We start from the raw sequence: 25,882 nt of genomic DNA, 5'->3' as shown, positions 1-25,882 counted from the left end.
TGCTTCGGCCCAGAACTTGACAAGGGTCTTAGTGCTGCCCGAAAAAGTGCTGCCCAAAAAAGTACTGCCCAAAAAACTGCTGTCCAAAAAACTGCTGTCCAAGCCAGCCTGGCCACACAGGCTGGCACAAACGAGCAGGTGCTGCAGAAGAGCAGCAAAACAGTGCCCCAAACTCCTGGAAGGTGTTTCGAATGGCAACCCGAGCGAAAACCGCGACAGTCGACGACGAGATCGTCGACACCGACGCCCCGGCGAAGAAGGCCCCTGCAGCCAAAGCTGCGGCAACCAAAGCTGCTGCGGCGAAAGCACCCACCAGGGCAGCAGCGGCAAAAGCGCCTACCAAAGCCGCAGCCGCGAAGGCCGCTGCGAAGAAGGCCAGTGCTTCGACCGACGACGATGGTGAGCCCGACGAGCCCGTAGACATCAAGGATGGCGATGACGTCGTCGTTCCCGTCGTCGAGACTGACTACTCGAAAGAAGACTCGGGCGACGACGAAGACGACGACGACGCTAAATCCACGAGCAAGGACGAGGCCCTGCCCACGGGCGCCCTGGTGCTCTCGCTGGTAGACGATGACGATGATGTCCCCGTCTACTCGGCCGCGATCACCGGTGCGACCGCTGACCCCGTCAAGGACTACCTGAAGCAGATCGGTAAGGTCGCCCTGCTCAACGCGGCCGAAGAGGTTGAACTGGCCATGCGTATCGAGGCCGGGCTGTTCGCCGAAGACAAGCTCTCCGGCATGTCGCCCACCGAACTGCGTTCTGCCGTCGGTCGCGAGCTCCAGTGGGTGGCGAAGGATGGCCAGCGCGCGAAGAGCCACCTCCTGGGCGCCAACCTTCGACTTGTCGTGTCCCTCGCCAAGCGTTACACCGGTCGTGGAATGCAGTTCCTCGACCTCATCCAGGAGGGCAACCTGGGCCTGATCCGTGCCGTCGAGAAATTCGACTACACCAAGGGGTTCAAATTCTCGACCTACGCGACCTGGTGGATCCGCCAGGCGATCACCCGCGCCATGGCAGACCAGGCGCGCACCATCCGTATTCCGGTGCACATGGTCGAGGTCATCAATAAACTCGCTCGCGTGCAGCGCCAGATGCTGCAGGACCTCGGTCGCGAACCCACGCCCGAGGAACTCTCGCGCGAACTCGATATGACACCGGAGAAGGTCATCGAGGTGCAGAAGTACGGCCGCGAGCCGATCTCGCTGCACACGCCGCTCGGTGAGGACGGCGACAGCGAATTCGGTGACCTCATCGAGGACACCGAGGCCGTCGTGCCCGCGGATGCCGTGGGCTTCACGATGCTGCAGAAGCAGCTCGAGAGCCTTCTCGACTCCCTCTCCGAACGCGAGGCGGGCGTGATCCGCATGCGATTCGGCCTCGGCGACGGCATGCCGAAGACTCTCGACCAGATCGGTGACACGTTCGGAGTGACGCGCGAGCGCATTCGTCAGATCGAGTCGAAGACTATGGCCAAGCTGCGTCATCCGTCACGATCGCAGTCGCTGCGCGACTACCTCGAGTAAACCGGTGACGTCGAATCCGATGGAACAGGCCAACGAAGGCAAACCGCTCACGGTCACAGTGGACGGGGTGGCGTATCACCGCATCCCCATCAAGACCCACGTGGTCATGCGGGACGATGTGCTGCTCGACGTGATCACCCGATACGCGAGCGACGTCGTGCGCGATGGAGATGTCTTCTTCGTGACGGAGAAGATCGTCGGGATCACGCAGGGTCGGGCTTTCCCGCTCGACGAGATCCAGCCGCGCAAGCTCGCCGTGACCCTCTCGAAGTACGTGACGAAGACCTCGCATGGCATCGGTCTCGGCATCCCGGAAACCATGGAGATGGCGTTGCGGGAGTGCGGTACACCGCGCATCCTGTTCGCCGCTGCCGTGGCGGCCGTGACCAAGGCGCTCGGTCGTCGGGGAGACTTCTACCGGATCGCCGGCCCCAAGGCGCGGGCGATCGACGGGCCGACGAAGAACACCATCCCTCCGTACGACTCCCAGGTCGTGCTCGGTCCCGACCGCCCCGATGGGGTGGCAGCCGACGTCAAGGCAGCGCTCGGGAAGTCGATCGACGTGCTCGTCGTCGATATCAACGACTTCGGGGGCAATATCCTCGGCTCGACCGCAGCACGGAGCGTCGACGACCTGATGGTCAGGGTGTTGAAAGACAACCCGCTCGGCCAGGATCGCCAGTCGACCCCGATGGGCGTCATCCGTCGAGCCTGATCTGCTCTGGCGTCGAGCCTGATCCGCTCGTGTCATTCGCTTCGGTTAGAAGTCGATGACCTCGCGGAAGCGGGGGAGCAGGCCGGTCTTGCTTCCGGTCAGGCTCGGTTTCATCTGGAACACCCCGGTGTTGTAGTTGCCTTCGATGATGATCGGTCCGAACTCGCCGATGGCGACATCCCAGCCGACGTACTGGATTTCGGGAACCACCCTGGCGATCTTGTCCAGGAGTTCGAGCACCTGCGGATACAGCGGAACCTGGAATCCGACGATCGGAGTGCCCGTCAACGGATGGGTGATGAACGTGTTGGCGTACTTGTCGAAGGCGCCGTAACGCGCCACCCCGGTCTTCTCATCGAGAACCGTGTACATGCCGCCTCGCGCATAGTTGTCCACTTCTGCGCCATTGCCCATGCGCAGGACCGCCTCCATCACGTGCACCGACCTTCCGTCGAAGAAGGTGATCATGCGCAGCGAGTTGACGCTGGCCGGTGACAGGGAGGCCATCGCAGGATGCTGCGTGATGAACGACTCGACGAGATACTGGCGCTGTTCGAGCAGCGTCATCCTGAACTTCTCGAAGTCCTGGATCTCGTCGGCGCGATGCTTGCTCATCCCCGCACCGCCCATCCCGTCGACCTGTTTCGCCATGACCGTGCCGTGGGTGGTGATGAAGTGCTCGAGTTGTGCAGCCGTGGACTCACGGACGTTGAGCCACGATCGGCCGAGGTACTGGTCGAACAGCGGATTGAAGGTCAGCTTGTCGGCGAACCGGCTACGGAAGGCACGCTGGTTATATCTGAGCACAATCGAATTCGCGTTGCCGCTGGTGATCCAGGTACGTCGCTCCTGACGCGTCAACGACCAGAATTCGAACTCCTGATAGTCGAGGTAGCCGGCCTGGTAGATAACCGAGCAATACGCCATATCGATCAGGATGAACACCCGGGGTCGACCGCTTTCCTGCGCCACCGCGGCGGAGACGGCAAAGAAGTTGCGGACGTCGAGGCTCTTCAAGCGGGAGAGATAGTGCCTGATGCGATTCACGATGCTCCTGCGTGCGTGCGTGGTGGTGCCGACAAAGAAATGAGGGTCGGCGTAAACGCCGACCCTCACGAACCTAGTGTGCGGGAGCTTAGACCGTGCGGTCTTCGAGCAGTCGGCTCGACTCGTCGTGCCAGTTCAGGGCCGTGGGGAACAGCTTCTCTTTGAACTGGTTTCCGTGGTGTGCGCAGAACAGCAGGTCGCCGCTGTTGAGGGTCACGCGAATGTACGCCTGCGCACCGCAGCTGTCGCAGCGGTCGAGAGCCGACAGGGTGTAGTCCGTTGCGGGGTTTAGCTCGGTGGTGATCTGAGACATGAGCGGCTCCATTCGGGTATTGCGTGAACTTTCGTTCCTCAATACAAACACGACTGTGTTACAGCGGTGCGACATTTGCCGGGTATTTCGCTGAACGCGTATCGAGCAAACCGATGGGGCCGTCACTACGGCGTTCATGGGTGTCGAAAGGGGGCCGTGGCAGTGGAAAACCGTATGGTTGATGTCGGCCGCCACCCAGAACGCCCCGCGACCGATCAACCTCATTCACCATCATCGTCACTCACCCCGGAGGCAGTCATGTCGAGCGCTGACTACACCGCCCGCCATCTCTCGGTGCTCGAGGGCCTCGAAGCCGTGCGCAAGAGGCCGGGTATGTACATCGGCACCACCGATTCGCGCGGGCTCATGCACTGCCTGTGGGAGGTCATCGACAACTCTGTCGATGAGGCGCTCGGTGGCCACGGCTCCGAGATCAGCGTCGTGCTCCACAAAGACGAGAGCGTGACCGTGCGTGACAAGGCGCGCGGTATCCCCGTCGACATCGAACCGAAGACGGGGCTCTCCGGTGTCGAGGTCGTGTTCACAAAGCTGCATGCCGGCGGCAAGTTCGGCTCAGGGTCGTATGCGGCATCCGGTGGACTCCATGGCGTCGGCGCGTCGGTCGTCAACGCTCTGTCCGAGCGGCTCGACGTCGAAGTCGACCGCAACGGGAAGACCTGGGCGATGTCGTTTCATCGCGGCGAGCCCGGCATCTTCGACGATCGGGGAGGAGAGCCCACCCCCGATGCGCCATTCACTCCGTTCGTCTCCAACAGCGAGCTGCGCGTCGTGGGCAAGGTGGCTAAGGGGGTCACGGGCACGCGCATCCGGTACTGGGCCGATCGCCAGATCTTTGCGAAGGGTGCGACCTTCCAGACCGATGAGTTGCTCGACCGTGTCAGGCAGACCGCGTTCCTGGTGTCCGGGCTCAGGATCGACATCAGGGATGAGCGGCCAGTCGAGCCGACACACGAGAGCTATCACTTCGACGGTGGCATCGGCGAGTTCGTGGAGCATCTCGCGACCGACGCACCCATCATGGACACCTGGCGCATGAGCGGCGAGGGCACGTTCACCGAGACGGTGCCGGTACTGCAGGACAACGGGCACATGACCCCCACGGAACTCACCCGCATCTGCCAGGTGGATGTCGCGCTGCGATGGGGCACCGGCTACGACACGGTCTTCAAGAGCTTCGTGAACATCATCTCGACGCCGAAGGGCGGCACTCACCAGGCAGGCTTCGAGCAGGGGATGCTCAAGTTCCTGCGAGCTGAGGCCGACAAGAATTCCCGCAGGCTGAAACTCGGCAACGACAAGCTCGAGAAGGATGACGTGCTGGCGGGGCTGACGGCCGTGCTGACGGTACGGGTGCCCGAGCCGCAGTTCGAAGGGCAGACCAAGGAGATTCTCGGCACGCCAGCGGTGCGCAACATCGTGGCGCAGGTGGTGAGCAAGGCGCTGGCCGAGCGCTTCACCTCGACGAAACGGGACGATAAGGCACAATGCGCCCTCGTGCTCGACAAGGTCGTCGCCGAGATGAAATCCAGGATCTCGGCTCGCGCCCACAAGGAGACCCAGCGCCGTAAGAATGCGCTCGAGAGCTCCTCCCTGCCGGCCAAGCTCGTCGACTGTCGTTCGAGCGACGTGGCCAACAGCGAGCTCTTCATCGTGGAGGGTGATTCGGCTCTCGGAACCGCAAAGCTCGGTCGCGACAGCGAGTACCAGGCACTGCTGCCGATCCGCGGCAAGATCCTCAATGTGCAGAAGGCTTCGGTGAGCGACATGCTCTCGAATGCCGAGTGCGCCTCGATCATCCAGGTGATCGGTGCCGGCTCGGGTCGAAGCTTCGATCTCGACGCGCGACGCTACGACAAGGTCATTATCATGGCCGACGCCGACGTCGACGGTGCACACATCCGCACGCTGCTCCTCACCCTCTTTTTCCGCTACATGCCCGAGATGATCGCAGCCGGGAAGGTCTATGCGGCCGTGCCGCCCCTGCACCGCGTCATCGTGATCAATCCCGGCTCCAAACCCAACGAGACGATCTACACATACTCCGAGAGTGAACTGAACGGGGTGCTCGCCGGGTTGAAGAAGGCCGGAAAGAAGTACCAGGACCCGATCCAGCGCTATAAGGGGCTCGGTGAGATGGATGCCGACCAGCTGGCCACGACGACGATGGACCGCCAGCATCGAACGCTTCGACGCGTCAATTCGCCCGATGCGGAGATGGCTGCGACGGTGTTCGAGCTGCTGATGGGAAACGATGTGGCCCCTCGCAAGGAGTTCATCATCGCCGGGAACGGCCTCGACAGGGACCGCATCGACGTCTAGAGCCGTGATCGACGTCGCCCGTCCACACTCGCTCCGTAGAATGCGCGGGTGAGGGTCCAGACAACCGGCGGCATCGTCGAAGGCGCGGTCAGGCGAGGGCTGAGGATGTGGCGGGGAATCCCGTACGCGGCACCTCCGGTCGGCGAACTCAGGTTCCGTGCCCCCGCGCCCGTCAGGCCGTGGGAGGGCGTCCTCGACGCCACGGACTTCGGCGCCGTGGCCCCGCAGGACCGCAATGGGCAGTTTCTCGGACCGGCATCCCACGTTCCCATCTCCGAGGACTGCCTGACGCTGAATGTCATAGCGCCTCCGCAGGGCGACGGGCTGCCGGTGATGGTCTGGGTGCATGGCGGCGCGTACAGTGTCGGCTCGTCACGCGAGATCCGTCACCAGGGCGAGGTGCTGGTCCGACGGGGCGTGGTCTTCGTGAGCATGAACTACAGGCTCGGTGCACTGGGATTTCTCGACGTCAGCAGTTTCTCGACACGGGAACGGCCGCTCGAATGCAACCTAGGGCTCAGGGACGTCGTGGCGTCCCTGGAGTGGGTGCGTGACAACATCCGACAATTCGGGGGAAACCCGGCGAATGTCACCCTGTTCGGAGAGTCGGCGGGAGCCAATGCGGTGACGACCCTCATGACGGTTCCGAGCGCCCGCGGCCTCTTTGCGAGGGCGATTGCGCAGAGTTCGCCCGCGAACGCCGTCTATCCGAGTGACGTGACGGCGCAGTGGGCCGGGGAGTTCCTGGAACTGCTGAGCGAGGTGGCCGATGATTCAAGCACAGACAGCACGTCGCCCGACGAGGCCGGCAGGCTCCTCTCCACCGCGAGCGTGGACGACATCGTGACGGCGACGACGAGGATGCAGTTGCTCGCTCCGGATCGGCACCCGGGGACCATTGCGCTGTGCCCGGTCATCGATGGTGAATTCCTGCCGGAACGACCCCTGGATGCGTTCAAGGCCGGGCGCGCCCATCAGGTTCCCCTCATCATCGGTACCAACGATCGCGAGGGTTCGCTCTTCACGGGCAGGCTCGACATTCTCGCCACAACCCCGCCGCGCATCCGGGCCATCTTCGCCAGGACGCGCAAACGCTCGCGCAAGGCGCTCAAGGCTCTCTATCCCGGCTTGCCGGCTCGTCGCGCGGCCGCAGATTTCGGCGGGGATTACGCGTTCTGGTTCCCCTCGGTGAAAGTGGCGGAGCGGCATGCCCGGTTCGCCCCCGTGCACTTCTATCGCTTCGACATCGCACCGAGACTCGTGCGGTGGGCCGGCTACGATGCGACTCATGGGCTGGACCTGTTCGCGCTCTTCGACAGGATGGACGGCACGTTCGGCCGGTTTATGGGCTCGCTGGGCGGCAGGAGGGCCTTCAAACGCGCGGGAGTGCGGATGCAGGATCACTGGGTGAGTTTCGCGCGCGACGGCGCCGTGGTGGACTGGCCGAAGTACACGTCACGCCGCCGCAGGACCCTGGTCATCGATGTCGTCGACGCGATCGAGCAGGATCCACGCGGGGACAGGCGCAGGGCCTGGCAGGAATTCGTGCCGCACGTCTGACCGGTGACGACCACGGTCGCTGCTGCTCCCGCAGACTGGGCTTCATGGGGATCTCGTGCTTTACTTAGGTAATGCTAACCTTCCCTGCGGCGCTGGATATCGATCGCGACAGCAGAGCCCCATACCGTCCGTATACGGCGGTGGTGTCCCGGATCGTCGAGCTCAGCCCGGGCTTCCGCAGGGTGACATTCGTCAGTTCCGACTTCAGGTTCTTCGCACCTCACGGGCTCGACCAGCGCATCAAGCTGATGTTCCCGCTCCCGGGTGCCGGTGCCTCAGACCTCGGTGCGGACGACGATCACTGCATGATGACCGGCGGCTGGTTCGAGAAGTGGCGAGCACTGCCCGATGCGAAGCGCAGCCCAATCCGTACCTTCACGGTCAGGGGGATCCGACCGGAACTGAACGAACTGGATGTCGATTTCCAGTGGCACGGCGACGGCGGTCCGGCCGCCCAGTGGCTCGCAACCGCATCCCTCGGTGACAACATCGTCATCGTCGGTCCGGATGCCCGCAGCGAGACATCGACAGCGGGTATCGATTGGCGGCCGGGGGCGGCCCGCGACCTTCTCCTGGTGGGGGACGGAACGTCAGCACCCGCGATCTGCTCGATTGTGGAGTCACTTCCGACGGGCGTGAGGGCTCAGGCGTTCATCCTGGTACCAACGGCCGCTGATGCGCAGGATGTCGTGTCGCGCGCCGATGCCGATGTCACCTGGATGACCGGTGACATCGATGGTGCAGTGCGTGCCTGGGGTGAGAGCACCCTCCACGGTGTGCGGACTCCCTCTGCCACCGATCTTCGATCCCTTTCTTCCGACGACGACGATGCTATGCCCTGGAGTTCGCCAGCATCGTCGGCCGGGGAGGTCTACGCCTGGGTGGCCGGGGAGTCAACACTTGTTAAGCGTCTCCGACGTCTGCTGGTGGGCGAACTGGGACTCGATCGCTCCAGCGTCGCGTTCATGGGGTACTGGCGCCGCGGTGCGTCCGAGGGCCAGGCCTGATCACGAAATCCGTTCGGCTCAGGCTGCCCTCCTAGAGGGCGGAGCCGATTGAGCCGATCACTCCGTCCAGCGGACTTCCCGATGCGTCACGCTTAGCCCCCGCTTCTGGCAGGTGGCGCACGGTGCCGTCGGCGGCCACGGCCAGCGCTGGTGCGGAACCAGCCCAGGCTATTGCGAGGGAATCTTCTCCCTTGAGGAAGCTGTGCGCTCGCACGCCTCCTGTCGCTCGGCCTTTCGCGGGGAATTCGCTCAGGGTCGATACCTTCGCGCGCCCCGGATCCGTACCAGCGATGGTGGCGGTCGACGTCGACACCGTGGCAACGACAGAGTCGCTGGAGGGATCAACGGATCCGAAGAAGATGACCGATGCCGTCTTCGAGAGGGTGATGCCGGCCATTCCGCCGGCCGCCACACCCTGTGGCCGCACGAGCGCCGATCCGAATCTGAGCAGTTGCGCGTCGGTGGTGACGAAGAGCAACTCGTCTGCGTCTGCCGAATGGGCGGCTCCGACCACCTGGTCGCCGGGCTTGAGTGCGATGATCTCCACATCTGGCCGGGAGGGCCACGACCCGGGAATCACCCGCTTGACCACGCCCTGGCGCGTTCCGAGCGCGATCGGTATCTCCGAGTCGAGGGACACGATCCCCACCACCGTCTCCTTGCCGCTGACAGCGAGGTAGTCGGTGATCTTCGTGCCGGCGGCAAGCTGGATCGAATTGGATGGCACGCTCGGGAGGTCGACGGCGGTGAACCGGATGAGTCGGCCGAGGTTTGTGATGGCGCCGATCTCCGTGCGGCTGGAGGTGATGAGCCGGGAGCGGATCGCATCGTGTTTCGACCTCCGCCTCGCGGGCTGCTCGGCCACCGGTTCGTCACCGGTGCCCGCTGCGACGTCGACCCGGATGGCGCGACCCGTCGTCGAGAGGATTACCTCACATGGGGCATCCGCTATTTCGAGGACGACGGGGTTCCGTCGCGACGCGGCTGTCGTGGCGATCGATGCCCTGGCTTCGGTGAGCAGAGTGCGCCGCGGCGTTCCGAAGCGCTCAGCGACTTCTTCGAGCTCGTCAGACACCAGCCGAGCTATGCGCGCCGGATCTGCCAGCAGCTCCTCGAGGTAGGCGATCTCGGCTCTGAGCTTCTCGGCTTCGGCTTCGAGTTCGATCCGGCTGAACTTGGTGAGTCGTCGGAGCCTGAGTTCGAGGATGTACTCGGCCTGGATCTCGCTGAGGTCGAAGACGTCGATGAGCCTCGCTCGAGCCTGTTCGCTGTCGTCGCTCTGCCTGATGACCTGGATCACTTCGTCGATGTCGACGATCGCGACGAGCAACCCTTCCACGAGGTGCAGCCGCTCCTTGCGCCGAGCGAGCCTGAAGAGGCTGCGGCGCCTGATCACACTGAGCCTGTGGTCGAGGTAGACCTGCAGCAGTTCCTTGAGTCCCAGGGTGCGCGGGCCGCCGTCGACGAGCGCGACGTTGTTGATGCTGAAACTGTCTTCGAGCGGGGTGAGTCGATACAGCTGCTCGAGCACGGCATCCGGGCTGAAACCGGTCTTGATCCCGATGACGAGCCTCATGCCGTGTTTGCGATCGGTGAGGTCCGTGACATCCGAGATGCCACTGATCTTCTTGGAGTTCACCCCGTCTTTGATCTTCTCGATCACTCGCTCGGTGCCGACGAGGAACGGGAGCTCGGTCACGACGAGGCCCATCTTGCGGGCGGTGATCGGCTCGACCGATACCCGCGCCCGCGTCTTGAAGGCTCCACGGCCGTTGGCATAGGCGTCTTTGATGCCGTCAAGGCCGACGATCGTGCCGCCCGTGGGAAGGTCGGGGCCGGGCACAAATGCCATGAGATCGTCGAGCGATGCTGCCGGGTTTTCCAGCAGGTACCGCGCAGCGGCCACGACCTCGATGAGGTTGTGCGGTGCCATGTTGGTGGCCATCCCGACGGCGATGCCGCTCGCGCCGTTGACGAGCAGGTTCGGGAATGCCGCAGACAGCACTTCGGGCTGGGTGAACTGGTTGTCGTAGTTCGGGATGAAGTCGACGACGTCCTCGTCGAGGTTCTCGGTCAGGGCGAGGGCCGTGGCGTGGAGCCTCGCCTCCGTGTACCGGGGAGCTGCCGGACCGTCGTCGAGCGTGCCGAAGTTTCCGTGTCCGTCGATCAGCGGCACGCGCAGCACGAAATCCTGCGTCAGACGCACCATCGCGTCATAGATGGATGCGTCGCCGTGAGGGTGCAGCTTTCCCATCACCTCGCCGACAACGCGCGATGACTTCACATGGCCACGGTCAGGGCGAAGCCCCATCTCCGACATCTGGTACAGGATCCTGCGCTGCACGGGTTTGAGACCATCGCGGGCATCGGGCAGCGCGCGGGAGTAGATGACCGAGTATGCGTACTCGAGGAATGAGCCCTGCATCTCGGTGGTGACATCGACGTCTTCGATGCGCTCGCCTGAGGCAGCGATGTTGGTGTGGTTTTCGGGAGTAGCCATAAGATTGCCCCCATGTTACCGGCGCCCAAACCTGATGGATTGAGCCTTGCCGATGTGTTGCGAAGTTGCCTCGATGCCGTCAACGGGCAGGAGAATCGCCTGGCCTTGCCCGCGGTCGGGAACGCGGTGGTCGTGCTGATCGATGGGCTGGGCGCCGACATCCTGAAAGCCAGCTCAGGGCACGCTCGAACTCTTGCCGGCGCCATGACATCGAAGTCCGTGATCGAGTCCGGATTCCCCACCACGACAGCCGCGGCTCTCGCCACGCTGACCACCGGCGTGAAGCCGGGCCAGCACGGAATGGTCGGATACAGCGTGCTGGATGCCGCGCATGACCGCGTCGTCAACCAGCTGTCGGGCTGGGACGCCCTGATCGATCCCGCGACGTGGCAACGGGTGCCCACCCTGTTCGAAACCGCCAGGGCCCAGGGGCGGGATCCCGTAGTGATCGGGCCCGCGAGATACCGCAACTCCGGCTTCACCGCTGCTGTCCTGCGGGGTGCGCGGTATGTGCCGGCCGCGTCGATAGCAGATCGGATGGCGGCGGCCTCGACCGAGATCGCCACCGTCGGCGCACCGAAGCTCATCTACGTGTACGTCCCCGAACTCGATCAGGCCGGCCACGCACACGGCTGGCAGTCGAGAGAGTGGACATCGGCACTCGAAACGGCGGATGCCGCTGTGCGTGACCTCGTGGTCTCTCTCGGGCCGAAGGACGGCCTGCTCGTCACAGCGGACCACGGACTCCTCGATATTCCGCCGCATGCCCACGTACTGGTGGACGGCGAGCTTCTCGACGGTGTGAGATTCATGGCGGGGGAGCCGCGCTGCCTCCAGCTCTACTTCGAGCCCGGCGCAACAGAGTCGCAGCGTGAGGCCACCATCGCACGCTGGCGTGAGGTTGAGGGCGGTCGCGCCTGGATCGCGACCCGCACGGAGGCAGTGGCGGCCGGGTGGTTCGGCGACGTCAGCGAGGAGGTGCTTCCGCGCATCGGGGACGTCCTGGTCGCAGCACGCAAGGGAATCGCGTACTACGACGGTCGCATCGACAATCCGTCCGGCCGCGGCATGGTCGCCCAGCACGGTTCGTGGTCACCCGCAGAGTCTCGAGTGCCTCTGCTCAGATTCGGCGCGTTCGCCTGACCAGCCCTCGCGTCATGCGGGGTCGTCGTCCGGCCTGGCGCCGAATACTATCTCGTCCCAGCTCGGCATCGACGCTCGTGACTTTCGGCGGACGGCCGGCTGGGGAGACGTGGTGCGCACCGGATCCTCAGACTCGTCATCGAACAGGTCCATCTGCACGTCGACGATCCTGATCGAGCCCGTCGACGGATGCGAGGCGCGGGACTGCGCATCATCGAAATTCGCGCTCTCCCGTTCGCCGCGTCGGCGTCGGAGGGCCTCGAGCAGGTCGGAGGTCTGGTTGCCCTGCACGGGCTCATCGGTGCGGCCCCTGCTGATGGACACGGGATCCTGAGCAGACGGCGTGGTCGTCGACAGTTGCTGCGACTCGCTGAGCGCGAACGCCCCACTGTCGAAGCGCGACGAATCCGAGTCAGCCGAATCGGGGGCGGGTTCGCTGACCGCCCTCAGTCGCGGCATCATGCTGCCGCTGGCGTCTCCCTGCTGGGAGAGGGTGACAGCCTCGCTGTTGGTCGGAGTGAGGGACTGCTTCTTCGGATCGAAGCCCCAGCGGGCGTCGTGATCGATCTCCTTGGCCGTGAACGAGAGCTTGACGACCCAGCCCGTCTCCGGGTCTTTCCAGCTCGCCCAGCGCTCGTCGCTTGCACCGAGTTCGTGCAGGCGTTCCCGGATGACGGTGCCGAAGTTGCGACCCAGGCTCATCGGATCGGTATCCGCTGTGGCCTTCACCGGCACGCCGAGTGCTGACTGCACGACGAATTCCCGCTCAGCGATGACCGGGCCCTCGAAGCGCTGGATGTACTCGAACGATGCTCCGGTGATGGACGCGACATCCTGTGCCGACATTCCCGAACGGATGTGTGCCTGGATCTCGCGCGGGGACAGTTTCGGCCCTGAGCCGGGGTCCGGCACGCTCTGACGCAGTTTCGACTGCATCAGCTCGTCGATGGGGATCCGGAATCTGGTTCCGTCGTCAGCGACGGCAAGCAGCGCGCCGCTCTCTACTCCGATTACTCGCAGGTCCTGCATGCTGAAGCCCTCCAGCCGTGGATATTTGCTGTCAGGATCGCACGGCATCGGGGTGATTCGTGGGAATAGAACGGGCGCGCCGCAAGTTGCACGCAGAGCGCGAAGCTCACGGGGGCCCAGTGGTTTGCTATTCCAGATTGTTTGTTGCACACTGTCCCCGCGATTTCGTTAAAGAACTTCAAAAACGAGACGCTGACAGAAGTGGATGGGCATGGCAACCGATTACGACGCACCCCGAAAGACCGACGACGATTCAGAATCGATCGAGGCACTGAAGGAGCGCGTTCCGGACAAGACGTCAGGGTCGATCGACTCGGACGACGCAGACAATCCCGGAAGTTTTGAGCTTGCCGGGGCCGATCTTTCAGACCTCGACCTCGACGTCGTGGTGCTCCCGGCCCAGGCCGACGAGTTCACCTGCGTCGAGTGCTTCCTGGTGAAGCACCGCTCGCAGGTCGATCACACGACCAAGCTCGGTGCGATTTGCCTGGAGTGTGCAGCCTAGGCAGTCGAGTTCGTCCTGGCCTGGTCGATCGCCTGGGAAACCTTTTCAGGATTCCTGGTCGAGACCAGCCAGTACGGCACCGGATCGTTCGGGTCGACGAGTTCGATCCGGACGACAGGATCCACCCATCCTCGAATCACCAGGAACGACCTCGCGTCGAGCCGCTGGCCCCTCTCGAGGGTTGCCTCGGCTCCGCGGAATCCGTCGACGGATCCGATGATCTCGATGGGAAGTCGGGCCTTACCGGCGATCAGTTCGGACTGCGTGACCTCGATCTTCGTGGCGGATAGCAGTAGCCCGGCGAGGCAGAGCAGGTAGAGCGCGATTGCTGAACCCACCCCGACGAAGATATTGATGGGGAGGAACACCAGCAGGCTGGCCGGTATCACCAGGGCCGTACTGATGAACAGCCAGGGAGCGGGCCACAACTTTTCGCGATAGATGGTCACCTCTCTATTAGACACCGCGGGGATGGGACGCTGCGCACGATCATGGGCCGCGCAGGGTTCTGCACTAGCCTCGACTCGTGGCCGAGAACATCGAAGTGCTCATCGCGAGCGGTGAGACTCCCGTGTATGCCCATCCCGGTGACGCCGGCGCAGACCTGCACTCCGCCGAGCAGCACATTCTGCAACCCGGAGCTCGAGCCACCGTGGGTACGGGTGTCAGCATTGCCCTTCCGAACGGATTCGCAGCGTTCGTCGTACCCCGTTCCGGTCTCGCTGCCCGCCATGGGATCACCATCGTCAACAGCCCTGGGACCGTGGATGCCGGCTACCGCGGTGAGATCAGGGTCACCATCCTCAATACCGACACCGAGCATCCTTTCGCCATCGAGGTGGGAGACCGGATCGCCCAGCTCATCGTCATGCCCGTGGCACGGGCGGAATTCACCAGGGTGGCCTCCCTTCCCGGAAGCCACCGCGGCGGATCGGGCTTCGGCTCGACCGGCGTGAGACCCACCACCGTCGTCGACGAATCAGACATCGACCCAACACGACCAGGAGCTACATCGTGAGTGATATCGCACCAGACCAGGGCGAAGCCCCATCAGAAGATCAGCCGAAGTCAGCTCCGGCTGATCGGGCGACCACGGGACCCCTCGACGAGAGCGAAGCCAACGCCGTCAGGCCCTACGTCGATCTCGGGGGAGTGAAAATCCTGCCACGGCCCGACCTGCACCTCAGACTCGAGGTGGAGGAGGGCAGCAAGCGGGTCGTGGCCGTCGGGCTGGACTACGCGGGTTCGACCCTCCAGGTGCAGCCGTTCGCGGCTCCGCGCTCTAGCGGCCTCTGGCACGAGATCCGTCAGCAGATCGTCGACCAGATCCATAAGCAGGGTGGGACGACGAAGGTTGCCGACGGCCCGTTCGGTCCCGAAGTCCAGGCGGAGATCCCGGTGGCAGCGGGCCAGCCCGGCGGCAGCCGAGTGGCGCGCTTCATCGGGGTCGACGGCCCCAGGTGGTTCCTTCGCGGGGTCATTGCCGGCGAGGGTGCAGCGGGTGGGGATGCCGCGGCACAGATCGAGGATCTCTTCCGTTCGATCGTGGTAGTGCGCGGCAACACACCCATGCCGCCTCGCGACCTGATTCCCCTGAGCATGCCGGCGACCGGGCCGGCTGCCGCCCAGGCATGACCGGAGACACGGGCATGACCGATGAACGCGGTCCGGGCGAAGCCCCGCGCGACAGCGAGAACGGCAGTACTAACGGCACCGACAGCGACACCGCCTCAGTAGCCGAGACGTTCGCCGCGGCCGCCCGTCGTTCTGGGCTCGGAGCAGTCTCGCCCGGTGAGACGCCGAGCGGCGGTGCACTGCTTACGGCGATGGGCGGAGTGCGGGGACTGGTGGAGTCCATTCTGCCCGGGCTCGCGTTTCTCGTCGTCTACACGATCACTCGCGACCTTCTCGTCTCTGTGCTGATTCCCCTCGGAATCGCGGTGTCGTTCGTCGTGGTGAGGATCGTGACGAGATCGCCGTTCACGTCGGCCATTGCCGGGGTGATCGGGCTCGCGCTCTCTGCCGGACTCGCGCTGATCACCGGCCGCGCCGAAGACAACTTCCTGCTCGGATTCTTCATCAACGGTGTATCCCTGGTCGCACTGGTGATCAGCATCGCGGTACGACGGCCACTGATCGGCGTGATCGCCTCTCTGATCGTCGGTGAGGGCGGAGGCTGGCGGGCGGACAAAGCGAAGTTCCGCGTGGCCCTCATCGCCACCTTCCTGTGGTGCGGGGTTTTCGGCCTGAGGCTCGGAATCGAAGTGCCGCTGTACTTCGCGGGCAACGTCGACGCTCTCGCCACCCTGAAGCTCATCCTCGGCGTTCCGCTCTATGCCGCCGCACTCTGGGTCACCTGGTTGCTCATGCGCACCGTCTATCGTCGACAGTCGAGCGAAGAAGCGCACTGACACGCGCACGCGGTGCTATATTTATCTCGATATCAACATAGTTTTGATCGCAACAGCATGGTTTCCAATGCTCGAGCGGTCTTAGGCTTGCCTTGGTGGTATTCGATGCCCCTGGCAGTAAAAATGGCAGGGCACCCGCGGACATCACGGGTTCAGCAAGGGAGACGACAGTGTCGGCAGTGAACAGCTTCGGATCAAAGGACACGCTCACAGTCGGTTCGACCGACTACGAGGTGTTCCGAGTCGATAGGGTCCCCGGTTTCGCCAAGCTACCGTTCAGCCTGAAGGTGCTGCTCGAAAACCTGCTGCGCACGGAAGACGGCAAAAACGTCACGAGGGCTCAGATCGAATCACTCGGATCGTGGGTCCCCACCGCGGAGCCCGACACCGAGATCCAGTTCACTCCCGCCAGGGTGATCATGCAGGACTTCACGGGCGTGCCGTGCATCGTCGACCTCGCCACGATGCGTGAGGCCGTGGGGGCGCTCGGTGGAGACCCCAACAAGATCAATCCGCTCGCCCCGGCCGAGCTCGTCATCGATCATTCGGTCATCGCAGACCTCTTCGGAAGCGAGAACGCCCTCGAACGCAACGTCGAGATCGAGTACGAGCGCAACGGCGAGCGCTATCAGTTCCTCCGCTGGGGACAGACCGCGTTCGATGACTTCAAGGTCGTTCCGCCGGGAACCGGCATCGTTCATCAGGTCAACATCGAATACCTCGCCCGCGTCACGTTCACCCGCTCTGTCGACGGAGCGCTGCGCGCCTACCCCGACACCTGCGTGGGCACCGACTCGCACACCACGATGGTCAATGGCCTCGGTGTGCTCGGCTGGGGCGTCGGCGGCATCGAAGCCGAGGCCGCAATGCTCGGCCAGCCTGTCTCGATGCTCATCCCGAAGGTCGTCGGATTCAAACTCAACGGGTCTATCCCGACCGGCGTGACCGCCACCGACGTCGTACTTACCATCACCCAGATGCTGCGCAAGCATGGCGTGGTCGGAAAGTTCGTGGAGTTCTACGGGGCCGGCGTGAGCGAAGTTCCCCTCGCCAACCGCGCCACCATCGGCAACATGAGCCCGGAGTTTGGTTCGACCGCCGCGATGTTCCCCATCGACGACGTAACGCTCGACTACCTTCGACTGACCGGTCGCACCGACGACCAGGTCGCTCTCGTCGAGGCGTACTCCAAGCTGCAGAAGCTGTGGCATGACCCTGAGGCCGAGCCCGACTTCAGCGAGTATCTCGAGCTGGATCTCGCCACCGTCGTGCCGTCGATCGCCGGACCCAAGCGCCCGCAGGATCGCGTGGAACTGACCAACGCGAAGTCGCAGTTTGCTATCGACCTCGGTGACTACACCACGCAGGACATGACCGTGGTGGATGCCGCCAATGACGGCAGCTTTCCTGCCTCTGATCCCATCAGCTTCACGCCGGAAGACGAAGGCAAGGCTCACGAGCACTCGCACAGCCACACCAGCCACGCGCCTGGCGACCTCTCGCGGCCCGTCAAGGTCACGACTGCGGGAGGGCTCAACTACACGCTCGACCACGGTGCTGTCGCCGTGGCCGCGATCACATCGTGCACGAACACCTCCAACCCCAGCGTGATGCTCGCCGCAGGACTTCTCGCCCGCAACGCTGTGAAGAAGGGCCTTACGTCGAAGCCGTGGGTCAAGACGACACTGGCGCCTGGCTCGAAGGTCGTCACCGATTACTACGCCAAGGCTGGACTCACCGACGATCTCGAAGCCCTCGGCTTCTATACCGTCGGCTACGGCTGCACGGTCTGCATCGGGAACACCGGTCCGCTGATCGACGAGGTGACGGCGGCCATCAACGAGAACGACCTCGCCGTGACCGCGGTGCTGTCCGGTAACCGCAACTTCGAGGGTCGTATCAGCCCCGACGTGAAGATGAACTATCTGGCCTCACCGCCGCTCGTCATCGCATACGCTCTCGCGGGTTCGATGAACTTCGACTTCGAGACCGATTCGCTCGGCACGGGAAGCGACGGCAACGAGGTCTACCTGAAGGACATCTGGCCAAACTCCGCAGAAGTGCAGCGCACGATCGACACGTCCATCGACACCGGGATGTTCCTCAAAGAATACGGAGAGGTCTTCGACGGTGACGAGCGCTGGCGTTCGCTGCCGACGCCGGACAGCGAGGTGTTCGAGTGGGACGACGCGTCCACGTATGTGCGCCGCCCACCGTATTTCGATGGCATGACGCTCGAGACGACCCCGGTATCCAGCATCACGGGTGCGAGGGTGCTTGCGAAGCTCGGCGACTCTGTCACGACCGACCACATCAGCCCCGCGGGAAACATCAAGGCCGACAGCCCTGCCGGCGCCTACCTCCAGGAGCACGGCGTCGCTCGAGGCGACTTCAACTCCTACGGCTCGCGCCGGGGCAACCACGAGGTGATGATCCGCGGAACCTTCGCGAACATCCGCCTCAGGAACCAGCTGCTGGATGGGGTCGAGGGCGGATACACCCGCGACTTCACGCAGGCGGATGCCCCGCAGTCGTTCATCTACGACGCTGCGCAGAACTATGCGGCGCAGTCCACGCCCCTCGTCATCTTCGGTGGCAAGGAGTACGGCTCGGGTTCGAGCCGCGACTGGGCAGCCAAGGGAACCTCGCTGCTCGGGGTCAAGGCTGTGATCACGGAGAGCTTCGAGCGCATCCACCGGTCCAACCTGATCGGCATGGGAGTGCTGCCCCTCCAGTTTCCCGCCGGTGAGAGCTGGGCTTCGCTCGGTCTGGACGGCACGGAGATCGTCGAGATCGCCGGTGTCGAAGAGCTCAACGAGGGCACCACTCCGAAGACGCTGCACGTCACGGCGACGCCGAGTGAGCACTCGGCTGCGGGCAAGTCCGTTATCGAATTCGACGCGGTGTTGCGAATCGACACCCCCGGCGAGGCCGACTACTACCGAAACGGCGGCATCCTGCAGTACGTGCTCAGGAGTCTCGTTTAGGCTGGCGTCATGACACTTCTCGAGGAAATCCGTGGCCCTCGTGACCTCGACAAACTTTCACCTGAGCAGCTTGTCGAGCTTGCGGCGGAGATCCGTGAGTTCCTGGTCCGTGAGGTCTCGAAAACAGGCGGTCACCTGGGCCCGAACCTCGGAGTCGTCGAACTGACGATCGCCATGCATACGGTGTTCAATTCGCCGCACGATGCGATGGTGTTCGACACCGGCCACCAGAGCTACGTACACAAGATCCTCACCGGGCGTCAGGACTTCAGCCACCTCCGGGAGGAGGGTGGACTCGCGGGCTACCCGCAGCGCGCCGAATCCGAGCACGACATCGTCGAGAGTTCGCACGCGTCGAGTTCGCTGTCGTGGGCCGATGGCATCTCCCGTGCGTTCACGATGACGGGGCAGTCAGACCGCCATGTCGTCGCTGTCGTCGGTGATGGCGCCCTCACCGGCGGTATGACCTGGGAAGCTCTGAACAACATCAGCGACGACAACAGTCGCAACCTCGTCATCATCGTCAACGACAACGGTCGCTCGTACGCGCCGACGATCGGTGGGATGGCGCACTTCCTCAACGACGTTCGCACAAGGCGCTCATACCGCAACCTGTACTCGACCACGAAGACGGCGTTCCACAAATTCGGGGCTCCAGGTCGGGCTCTCTATCGCGGCATCCGCGGTGGAACGCACGGCTTCCTGTCGCGCCTGACGAACAACGAGGCGCTCTACTCCAACCTCGATATCAAGTACCTCGGGCCCATCCATGGCCATGACATCAAGGCCCTGACCGAAGCCCTCCAGCAGGCGAAGAACTATGGCGCCCCCGTGATCGTGCACGCGATCACGGAGAAGGGCCGTGGTTACCAGCCAGCTCTGCTCGACACGGCAGACCAGTTCCACGCCGTCGGGCAGATCGATCCAGAGACCGGCGAGCCCATCGATGTGGCGAGCAAGCCATCGTGGACCTCCGTGTTCGCCGACGAGATCGTGAAGCTCGCCGACGGGAATCCGCGACTCGTGGGCATCACGGCCGCCATGCTCAGGCCTACGGGGCTGCATAAGTTCGCCGAGAAATACCCTGAACGCGTGCTCGATGTCGGCATCGCGGAGCAGCATGCCGTGACCTCGGCCGCTGGCCTGGCGTTCGGCGGGTTGCATCCTGTGGTCGCCATGTATGCCACGTTCGTCAACCGGGCGTTCGACCAGGTGCTGATGGATGTGGCGCTGCATGAGGCTGGCGTGACATTTGTGCTCGACAGGGCCGGTGTGACGGGCCCGGACGGCGCGAGTCACCACGGCATGTGGGACCTCGCGATTCTGCAGGTCGTTCCCAACATCATGATTGCGGCCCCCAGAGACGCTGTGCGCCTTCGTGAGGAGCTGGGAGAAGCCGTGCGGGTGGATGACCGCCCGACGGTTCTGCGCTTCTCCAAGGGCGTCGTGGGCACAGAGTTCGAGGCCATTCGTCGCACAGACGACGGCGTCGATGTACTGCGCGAGACCGAGAACAAAGACGTCCTGATCGTCACGGTCGGCCCCATGGCGAAGACCGGCCTCGAGGTGGCGGACAGGCTCGAAGCCCAGGGCATCGGAGCCACGGTCATCGATCCGCGCTGGGTCGTTCCCGTGGCCCAGGGCGTCATCGATCTCGCCGCCGAATACCGGCTCGTGATCACGATCGAAGACGGTGTTCGCGTCGGCGGCATCGGCACCCGCATCCGCCAGGATCTCAGGGCCGCCGGGGTCGATACCGCGGTGACCGAGCTCGGACTTCCCGACCAGTTCCTTCCGCACGGCAGCCGGGATTACATTCTCGAGCTCGTCGGGCTCACGCCCCAGGCGATCGCCAGGGGAGTCGTCGAGCAGGTGCTGGGGAGCAAGCTCCCGGTTGCTCGCCCCCTACCCGCCGAGTCCGACGTGGAGTCGCCGGTTCGCGGTGACTGAGTCACCGGTCTCATCCTCAGCCCGTTCAGCCCCTCGCAGCCGCAGGGTCAACCGTTCTTCACCCTGATGACGAAGCCCACCGAGCCGTCGACGTTGCCCGTATCGTCCCGTTGCACCACCACCACCTCGTAGTTACCGGTGGCTGTTTTCGGGGCGATGATGCCGCCGAGCACCAGAAGTGTCAGGCGGTCGGCGGGTGCGGGCACCGGCACCCGAACCCGCTTCACCGGATCGAGCAACACCACCTCTCGGCCGTCCAGGAAGCCCAGGGACCAGGCCTGTCGTCGTGTGAGCGTGATTCCCTTGATCGCGCGCTCGAGAACGAGGGTCCCCGAGCCGGTAGTGGGGCCGAATCGACGCGAGGTCTCGACGGGCTCCCGGGTCTGTCGCTCTGTCACTACGCGAATCCGTCGTCTCAACACGGGGTCCACAAGGTCGAGGTAGAGCTGCACCGACTCCGGAAGATCGCCGCGCTCGATATCCAGCCATAGGGATGCCGCACCGTTGAGTTCCTGGCCGATGACGAATCCCGCGGCGAAGTCGCCACCCCCGGCGTCGGCATCAACTATCGAGATGTTCTTCTGAGCCAGGTTGTTGTCGTCCCAGACATGGGTGCCCGTGGGCAGCGGTCCGTCGTGCGGGGTGAGTTCGGCCAGGAGGCAGGGGTGCCACTTCACCGGTGATCCGGAGATCGTCACCGAGTCGGGTGGGATGAGAGATGCCGGCCATTCGATCGATACTGTCTGCTCGGCACCGGGCGCCAGCGGGCCGACCTTCACCTCCCCGATGAAGTACGTGCCGTGGGCCATCGGCGACGGGATGGGGTCGCCTGGGCCGTTCGTCGGAATGAAGGAGTTCGGCCAGATGAATTCGGTGCCGGGCCAGTGTGTGACCGACAGGCGTACCCATGCCTCGTTCGAGGCAACGGGGCCGCGGTTCTTTACTCGGGCATAGATCCAGTTGGCCTGGCCGCGGATCGGGCTCTCGTGAGGGCCTTCGATCGCGTACGAGGCAGCGAGCGCCCCCGGGTCGGCCGCGGGTGCGGTCGTGCGGCACCATATATCCGGAGTGTTCCAGAACGCCGACGCCGACGGCACGTTGCCAGTGTCTGCGATGTTGTCACGCAGCACCATGTCGGGCAGGGCGCCGAAGCTGATGGCACCCTGGACAGCGGCGGCAGCGTTGATGCGACCATAGCCGTACCAGCCACTGCGGACAGCCGGCATTCCCGAACTCACCGACGGGTTGCCGGCGGCATCCAGCCACTGTCCGACCGGATCGGTGTTTGTCAGATCGAATCGCACGGCGGTATCTCTGAGCACCTGCCGCACCTGGACCCAGGTGAGATTCGGCCTGCCCGAGAGCACCAATGCGGCCACGCCGGCGGCGAGCGGGGTAGCCGACGACGTCCCGCCGAAGGCATTGGTGTGACCTGCTGGACCCTGGGTGACCGCGCTGCCGTTGGCGTGGGCGTTGAGGAGTCCGCCAGAGAATCCGCCGGAGAATCCGCGCACAGCGAGAGTCCCGGCGGCGACATTGACAGACACTATCTGCGCCGGTTCACTGCCGTTTGCGCCGATCTGACCCAGATGGATCACCTGGTTCGCGGCAAGACCCGTGACGCTGGCCACGGTGATGGTCGTCGCCCCGACAGCGCTGGCGGCGGTCATCGACGTCGTGATCTGCGCGTAGCTGGGCAGGTTGCCCTGCCCCGCATGTGACGCTCCCCACGTCATGTAGCCCGTCGGGGGGTTGTGGATGCCTGAGTAGTCCTCGGTGGGGGACGACAGTGCGATGCTTCCCCAGCCGGAAAGTGCCGCGCGCACCTCGGTCACCCCGTCGTCGGCAAGAGTCGTACCGCCAATGCCGAAGGCCTTCTCATAGGCACCCCAGGGGCGCGCCGTGACGTTGTTCTGGTTCTGGTTTCCCGTCGAGAAAAAGCACAGGGTGCCCCGCCCGCCACGACCGAAAGTCGTGACGAAGTCGAGCGCGGCCCGGGCCGTGCCGGAAAGCGGTGATCCTGCACCGGGCACGAGGCTGCAGGTGATTACATCGGCCCCGCGACTCAGGGGTGCCGGGAATCCGGTGAGCGGGCTGGCAGGGTCGAACCCGGCCATCCAAACGTACTGGTCGGACACCTCAAGGTCGACATGCGGTGTCCTGCCGACGATGCTCATCATCTGCACATTCGGTGCAGCGCCGGCGACCCCGAAACCGCCGCCAGAGGGCGCGACGTTATTCGCTCTCGCCACCGAGACTCCAGCGACGCCGGAGCCGTGATTACTCCACGGTGTGTTGTTGTTGGCGACCATGTTCTCGAAGTCGAACGATGCGAAAACTTTCGGCTGGCCGTTCGTCAGCGACCCGGTGAAGTCGGCATTGGTTGGCACGCCGCCGGATTCCTGCACCCCCGAGTCCCAGACGGCGAGCAGGATGTTGGGGTCGCCGAAGGTCTGGAGGCCGTTGTCCTGCAGGATCTGCCACGCATCAGGACAGCCGACGAGGATGCGATCCCAGGCGCCGGGAAAGAGAAAGTCCGTGGGATTGACCGAGTCGACCTGTGGCGACACCGCGAGGCTCGGCTCGGCCCATGCCACGTCATCGCGGGACGCAAGTTTCTCGACGATATCCAGGGAGTCCAGCGACGCTCCACGCTGCAGTTGGAACACGAAGGTGGTGCTCGCATAAGGAAGTTCGCGGGTCAGAACGCAGTCCAGCTCTCGCGCGATAGCTGCGGCCTTTTCTCGGCGAGGTCCCCTGAATTGCACGACGATGTCGCGGGTGAGGTGACTGAACCCTTCGTGGTCACGCACCACGACGGCGCCGGCGTGCTCGACCTCGTCGAGGTCGTCGAGCCTGCGCAGGATTTCGTGGAGGGGTTGCCCGGCGCGGTACAGCCTCATCCCGGCCCGATGGGCCAGTTCGGGAAGCGGCTCCTCGTCGAGTTGCAGGTCGGCAGCTCGAGCATCCAGCCCCTTCTCGCGGTGCGACCTCGCGAGGGTGACCCCAATGAGATCGGGCTCAGCGGTGACCGGCACCCGCACAGTCTCGCGGAAGAACGTGCGAGTGCCTGGCCGGGCCAACAGCACCAGCTGGGCGTTCTCTCCCTCTCCGAGAGTCACCTGTCTCGACTGATCGTCAAAATCCGGATGCCGGACAAGCAGCGTCGCAGAGCCGACAGGGAGTTTCTCACCGCGGTACACCCCTGACGTGCTGAGGAAGTCCAACGGCCGGGCGTCGCCGGAGTGGCGGAACCGCAATTCCACGCTGGCATCGGGAACGGGGATGTCGTCGAAGTACACATCGACGCGCAGCATTGCAGTCATGGGAGACCTCCAGGAGAGAGCGATTGTTGCTGGAAAGGAGGTTGTCCGTGGGTCGCGTGATACATCCACGTTCAGAATTGATGCTCAGCGACCCAGCCTCGATATCGAGGTTTGACTTAGAGCGCCCTCTAAGTTCTAGCCTGAAGTCATGACCATCATCGACCCAGGGCGCACCATCTCAGAAGCAGCTGAGGCGACCGGGCTGTCCAGCCACACGCTCAGGTATTACGAGCGCGTGGGCCTCATGCTCGTGCCCGTGGATCGGGCACCGTCGACCCATCGTCGCTACTCCGATCTGGATGTGAGGTGGGTTGGCTTTCTCACGAAGCTCCGCTCGACGGGGATGCCTATCGCGACGGTGCGGGAGTACGTCGAGCTGGCGAGAGCCGGTGACGGTACGTCGGAAGCGCGCATGGAGTTGTTGCTGCGCCATCGCGTCAGCGTGCTGGCTCAGCTCGATGAGATCACCCAGAGCCTCGCGGCCATCGACACCAAGATTTCGATCTATCGAGAGAAAGTTGACCCATCATGAAGCAGGTAGACCTCGGCACCACAGCACAGGAGATCGGCCGGATCGGGCTCGGCCTGATGGGCATGAGCGCGTTCTACACCGGAGCCGCTCTCGACGATGCGTCGTCGATCCGCACCATCCATCGCGCGATCGAACTCGGGGTGACGTTCTTCGACACGGCAGAGATCTATGGGCCATACATCAACGAAGAACTGCTCGCGAAGGCAATCGCAGGTCGACGTGATGAGATCGTCATCGCCACCAAGTTTGGCACGATACTGCACAGGGGCGACGGCAGTCGTGGTCTCGACGGGAGTGCGGAGAATGTGCGACTGTCGGTCGAGGGCTCGCTCATGCGGCTCGGCACCGACCACATCGACCTGTACTACCAGCACAGGATGGACCCTGGCACGCCGGTGGAGGAGACTGTCGGAGCGTTGACCGAGCTCATCGCCGAGGGAAAGATCGGCGGATACGGGCTGTCAGAGGCGGCACCAGCCACGATCCGTCGTGCGCATGCCGTGCATCCTGTGACGGCAGTGCAGACCGAGTACTCGTTGTGGAGCCGCGAGCCTGAGGCGGAAATCCTGCCGGCGGTACGCGAGCTCGGCATCACGTTCGTGCCGTATTCGCCCCTAGGTCGCGGGTTCCTGACCGGTACCATCAGGTCGCTCGACCAGCTCGATGACACAGACTTCCGGCGGAGCAACCCCCGATTCGAGGGTGACAATCTCGAAGCGAACATCCGGATCGTCGAGCAGGTGGATGCGGTAGCGAGAGAACTCGACGCCACCCCGGGCCAGGTCGCGCTCGCCTGGCTACTGGCCCAGGGCGACGACATCGTGCCGATTCCCGGCACCAAGCGCATCAGCTATCTCGAAGAGAACGTGGGAGCAGATGCTCTGACGCTCTCGGTCGAGCAGCTGGTCGCCCTCGGAAACCTTCAGGCTCCCGAGGGCGACCGCTACGCGGACATGTCGCCGCTCAATAAGTAGCGACGCGGCCGACG

The 25,882-nt window shown here is 64.1% G+C and carries 20 protein-coding genes; 14 read left to right on the top strand and 6 right to left on the bottom strand.

Annotated features, from left to right (window positions below; all coding sequences use genetic code 11):
* The first annotated feature begins 191 nt into the window (after nucleotides 1-191).
* Both IWX81_RS03605 and IWX81_RS03600 read left to right on the top strand, forming a co-directional pair.
* Nucleotides 192-1,529 carry an RNA polymerase sigma factor gene (locus tag IWX81_RS03605; RefSeq protein ID WP_199279869.1) on the top strand — a complete coding sequence of 446 codons (1,338 nt, stop codon included), beginning with the start codon at nucleotides 192-194 and terminating at the stop codon, nucleotides 1,527-1,529.
* 19 nt (nucleotides 1,530-1,548) lie between these two features.
* Complete coding sequence (locus IWX81_RS03600) at nucleotides 1,549-2,244, top strand: coenzyme F420-0:L-glutamate ligase (RefSeq protein WP_199280432.1); 696 nt, start codon at nucleotides 1,549-1,551, stop codon at nucleotides 2,242-2,244.
* 45 nt (nucleotides 2,245-2,289) lie between these two features.
* On the opposite strand, the gene IWX81_RS03595 is transcribed toward IWX81_RS03600, so the two are convergent.
* Nucleotides 2,290-3,360, bottom strand: a complete 1,071-nt coding sequence (locus tag IWX81_RS03595; RefSeq protein WP_334592926.1) for a sugar-transfer associated ATP-grasp domain-containing protein — start codon at nucleotides 3,358-3,360, stop codon at nucleotides 2,290-2,292.
* 19 nt (nucleotides 3,361-3,379) lie between these two features.
* Entirely contained in the window at nucleotides 3,380-3,604 is a 225-nt protein-coding gene (locus IWX81_RS03590) for a DUF7455 domain-containing protein (protein WP_199279868.1), read from the bottom strand.
* A 258-nt stretch (nucleotides 3,605-3,862) separates the two neighbouring features.
* Between IWX81_RS03590 and IWX81_RS03585 the strand changes: the two genes are divergently transcribed.
* The 3 genes from IWX81_RS03585 (at nucleotide 3,863) to IWX81_RS03575 (ending at nucleotide 8,511) form a co-directional block, all read left to right on the top strand.
* Nucleotides 3,863-5,944: a DNA gyrase/topoisomerase IV subunit B gene (locus tag IWX81_RS03585; protein ID WP_199279867.1), complete on the top strand. Its 2,082-nt coding sequence runs from the start codon at nucleotides 3,863-3,865 to the stop codon at nucleotides 5,942-5,944.
* A 48-nt stretch (nucleotides 5,945-5,992) separates the two neighbouring features.
* A complete protein-coding gene (locus tag IWX81_RS03580; RefSeq protein WP_199279866.1) occupies nucleotides 5,993-7,504 on the top strand; it encodes a carboxylesterase/lipase family protein in 1,512 nt (503 codons plus the stop codon).
* Nucleotides 7,505-7,575: 71 nt separating this feature from the next.
* Nucleotides 7,576-8,511, top strand: coding sequence for a siderophore-interacting protein (locus IWX81_RS03575; RefSeq protein ID WP_199279865.1), 936 nt, complete (start codon nucleotides 7,576-7,578; stop codon nucleotides 8,509-8,511).
* A 31-nt stretch (nucleotides 8,512-8,542) separates the two neighbouring features.
* Here IWX81_RS03575 and IWX81_RS03570 read toward each other — a convergent pair whose 3' ends face one another.
* Complete coding sequence (locus IWX81_RS03570; RefSeq protein WP_199279864.1) at nucleotides 8,543-11,011, bottom strand: DNA gyrase/topoisomerase IV subunit A; 2,469 nt, start codon at nucleotides 11,009-11,011, stop codon at nucleotides 8,543-8,545.
* A 12-nt stretch (nucleotides 11,012-11,023) separates the two neighbouring features.
* On the opposite strand from IWX81_RS03570, the gene IWX81_RS03565 reads away from it, so the two are divergent.
* Nucleotides 11,024-12,154, top strand: coding sequence for an alkaline phosphatase family protein (locus IWX81_RS03565; protein ID WP_199279863.1), 1,131 nt, complete (start codon nucleotides 11,024-11,026; stop codon nucleotides 12,152-12,154).
* A gap of 12 nt (nucleotides 12,155-12,166) precedes the next feature.
* On the opposite strand, the gene sepH is transcribed toward IWX81_RS03565, so the two are convergent.
* Nucleotides 12,167-13,183, bottom strand: a complete 1,017-nt coding sequence (gene sepH / locus IWX81_RS03560) for a septation protein SepH (RefSeq protein ID WP_199279862.1) — start codon at nucleotides 13,181-13,183, stop codon at nucleotides 12,167-12,169.
* Nucleotides 13,184-13,394: 211 nt separating this feature from the next.
* Between sepH and IWX81_RS03555 the strand changes: the two genes are divergently transcribed.
* Entirely contained in the window at nucleotides 13,395-13,688 is a 294-nt protein-coding gene (locus tag IWX81_RS03555) for a DUF4193 domain-containing protein (protein WP_199279861.1), read from the top strand.
* On the opposite strand, the gene IWX81_RS03550 is transcribed toward IWX81_RS03555, so the two are convergent.
* Nucleotides 13,685-14,137: a DUF3093 domain-containing protein gene (locus tag IWX81_RS03550; protein WP_199279860.1), complete on the bottom strand. Its 453-nt coding sequence runs from the start codon at nucleotides 14,135-14,137 to the stop codon at nucleotides 13,685-13,687. The two genes, IWX81_RS03555 and IWX81_RS03550, sit on opposite strands and share 4 nt — an antisense overlap.
* A gap of 77 nt (nucleotides 14,138-14,214) precedes the next feature.
* Between IWX81_RS03550 and dut the strand changes: the two genes are divergently transcribed.
* From dut to dxs, 5 genes are all read left to right on the top strand, one after another.
* Entirely contained in the window at nucleotides 14,215-14,706 is a 492-nt protein-coding gene (gene dut, locus IWX81_RS03545; protein WP_199279859.1) for a dUTP diphosphatase, read from the top strand.
* The gene (locus IWX81_RS03540; RefSeq protein ID WP_442977627.1) at nucleotides 14,700-15,323 is read left to right on the top strand and encodes a DUF3710 domain-containing protein; all 624 of its coding nucleotides are present in this window, start codon (nucleotides 14,700-14,702) and stop codon (nucleotides 15,321-15,323) included. The genes dut and IWX81_RS03540 overlap by 7 nt, the downstream gene beginning before the upstream one ends.
* Nucleotides 15,324-15,337: 14 nt before the next feature.
* Nucleotides 15,338-16,099 (top strand): DUF3159 domain-containing protein, encoded by a 762-nt coding sequence (locus IWX81_RS03535; RefSeq protein ID WP_199279858.1) that lies wholly within the window; start codon nucleotides 15,338-15,340, stop codon nucleotides 16,097-16,099.
* Between the two features lie 170 nt (nucleotides 16,100-16,269).
* Entirely contained in the window at nucleotides 16,270-19,086 is a 2,817-nt protein-coding gene (gene acnA, locus IWX81_RS03530; protein WP_199279857.1) for an aconitate hydratase AcnA, read from the top strand.
* A 9-nt stretch (nucleotides 19,087-19,095) separates the two neighbouring features.
* Entirely contained in the window at nucleotides 19,096-21,036 is a 1,941-nt protein-coding gene (dxs, locus tag IWX81_RS03525) for a 1-deoxy-D-xylulose-5-phosphate synthase (protein WP_199279856.1), read from the top strand.
* Between the two features lie 47 nt (nucleotides 21,037-21,083).
* On the opposite strand, the gene IWX81_RS03520 is transcribed toward dxs, so the two are convergent.
* Nucleotides 21,084-24,362, bottom strand: a complete 3,279-nt coding sequence (locus IWX81_RS03520) for a S8 family serine peptidase (protein WP_199279855.1) — start codon at nucleotides 24,360-24,362, stop codon at nucleotides 21,084-21,086.
* Nucleotides 24,363-24,510: 148 nt separating this feature from the next.
* Between IWX81_RS03520 and IWX81_RS03515 the strand changes: the two genes are divergently transcribed.
* Entirely contained in the window at nucleotides 24,511-24,894 is a 384-nt protein-coding gene (locus tag IWX81_RS03515) for a MerR family transcriptional regulator (protein WP_199279854.1), read from the top strand.
* Complete coding sequence (locus IWX81_RS03510; RefSeq protein ID WP_199279853.1) at nucleotides 24,891-25,868, top strand: aldo/keto reductase; 978 nt, start codon at nucleotides 24,891-24,893, stop codon at nucleotides 25,866-25,868. Before IWX81_RS03515 ends, IWX81_RS03510 begins: the two co-directional genes overlap by 4 nt.
* Nucleotides 25,869-25,882: the final 14 nt, after the last annotated feature.

This window comes from Salinibacterium sp. CAN_S4, from assembly GCF_015752305.1.
Taxonomy (GTDB): Bacteria; Actinomycetota; Actinomycetes; order Actinomycetales; family Microbacteriaceae; genus Rhodoglobus.
The sequence above is the reverse complement of the archived record's forward strand: the minus strand, read 5'-3'. Positions and strand labels throughout refer to the sequence as shown.